Origin of the sequence: Promineifilum sp. (SeqCode), from assembly GCF_041918635.1 — a bacterium.
Taxonomy (GTDB): domain Bacteria; phylum Chloroflexota; class Anaerolineae; order Promineifilales; family Promineifilaceae; genus Promineifilum.
In genome coordinates this window covers 1-2,110 of record NZ_JAYRVJ010000745.1, presented here as the reverse complement: position 1 = coordinate 2,110, position 2,110 = coordinate 1, and the positions used below count along the sequence as shown (strand labels likewise).

Below are 2,110 nucleotides of genomic sequence, written 5' to 3'. Positions count from 1 at the left end.
TCATCTCCATGCTGGCCATCGCCTCAGCCTGGAACGCCATCCAGACGCAGGTGAAGCAGTTCTACATCTTCACCCTGCTGCTGGAGATGGGCATGCTCGGCGTCTTCATGGCCCAGGATTTGTTCCTATTCTACATCTTCTGGGAGTTCACCCTGGTGCCGATGTACTTCCTGATCGGCATCTGGGGCGGGGCGCGCCGGGTCTACGCTTCCATCAAGTTCTTCCTGTACACGATGGCCGCGTCGCTGCTCATGCTGCTGGCGATCCTCTACATGGGCATCACCAACGGCACGTTCGCCCTGCCAGACCTGATCGCCGGGCGGGCGGCCTTCGCCGGGGCGCAGAACCTGCTCTTCCTGGGCTTCTTCCTGGCCTTCGCCGTCAAGGTTCCCGTCTTCCCGTTCCACTCCTGGCTGCCCGACGCCCACACCGAAGCGCCGACGGCCGGCTCCATCATCCTGGCCGGCGTCCTGCTGAAGATGGGAACCTACGGCTTCATCCGCTTCAACCTGCCCCTCTTCCCGGAGGCGGCCTACCGCTACGCGCCGTTCATCGCCGTGCTGGCGATCATCGGCATCATCTACGGGGCCATCGTCTCGTTCGCCCAGAAGGACGTGAAGAAGCTGGTCGCCTACTCCAGCATCAGCCACCTGGGCTTCGTGACGCTGGGCATCTTCTCGCTCAACGCCGCCGGCATCCAGGGGGCCATCCTGCAAGGCGTCAACCACGGCCTGAGTACGGGCGCGCTGTTCTTCCTGGTCGGCGTGCTCTATGAGCGCACCCACACCCGCGAGATGTCGGCCTACGGCGGCGTCTGGAAGGTCATGCCGATGTTCAGCGTCCTGTCGCTCATCGTCGTCCTGTCCAGCATGGGCCTGCCGGGGCTGAACGGCTTTGTGGGCGAGTTCACCATCCTGCTCGGCTCGATGGGCGCGGAGTCGCTGGCCCCGCGGCCGTGGATCTTCACCGCCTTCGCCACCACCGGCGTCATCCTGGCCGCCGTCTACCTGCTGTGGATGTTCCAGCGGGTGTTCATGGGGCCGGTCGAGACGGACGAGGTCAAGAAGCTGAGCGAGATGAACCGCGGCGAGCTGGCGATCATGCTCTCCTTCCTGCTGTTCATCTTCTGGATCGGCATCGCCCCCGCGGCCTACTTCTACCTGATGGACAGCTCCGTCGCCAATCTGGTGGCGGACCTTAGTAATACGGTGTTGGCCCTCGGCCGATAGGTTCTAGGTTCTAGGGACTAGGGGCTAGGGAAGAACGCTCTTCCCTAGCCCCTAGTCCCTAACCCCTAATCCCATGCAGCCGGTCTACTTCATCCACCTCAGCGACACCCACTTCGGGCCGACGGCCGACTATTCGCGCCAGGGGCACCGGTCGCTGCCCTACGCCCGGCACGTGGTGGAGATGATCAACCGGCTGCCGCTACGGCCCGACTTCGTCATGCACACCGGCGACGTGGCGACCTATCCCCACGACGACGCTTACCGGCTGGCGGCGGAGACGTTCGCGGCGCTGGAAGTGCCCATCTACTACTGCACCGGCAACCACGACCGCTCGGCCGACATCCACCGCTTCCTGCCGATGGGGCCGAAAGAGGACTGCCAGCCGGGCACGGACACGCTCTCTTACACCTTCACGGTGCGCGGCTACCGCTTCCTGGTGCTCGACGCCCGCGGCCCGGACACCATCGACCCCCACGGCCTGCTGCCCGCCCAACAGCTGGACGTGCTGCGGCGCGAGGCCACGCCCGACGGCCCGCCGCTGTGCGTCTTCACCCACTATCCGGCCATCCGCACCAACGCCCCCTGGATGGACGCCAACATGCTCATCTTCAACGGCGAGGAGATGCACCAGGCGCTCTTGCCGGCGCGGGGGCGGCTGCGCGGCGTCTTCTACGGCCACATCCACAACTCCATGCAGACCGTGCGCGACGGCATCCTCTACTGCGCCGCGGCCAGCACCTTCGCCGGCTTCACCACCTGGCCCAACGAGGAGATGATCCGCGCCGACCACGACGCCATGCCGGCCTTCAACCTCGTCCAGCTGCTGCCCGACCAGACCATCGTCCAGCAGCGGCCGTTTGCGCGGCTGGCGGGGGAGCCGG

Annotated in this window: 2 protein-coding genes; both read left to right on the top strand. The window is 65.7% G+C overall.

All coding sequences use genetic code 11. From position 1 onward, the window contains the following. Positions 1-1,229: NuoM family protein (locus tag ACE3UY_RS21590; RefSeq protein ID WP_374689544.1), on the top strand; the 1,229-nt coding region annotated here is incomplete at its 5' end. A gap of 73 nt (positions 1,230-1,302) precedes the next feature. Beyond that, positions 1,303-2,110, top strand: an 808-nt coding sequence (locus tag ACE3UY_RS21585; RefSeq protein WP_374689543.1) for a metallophosphoesterase, incomplete at its 3' end; no start/stop codon positions are given.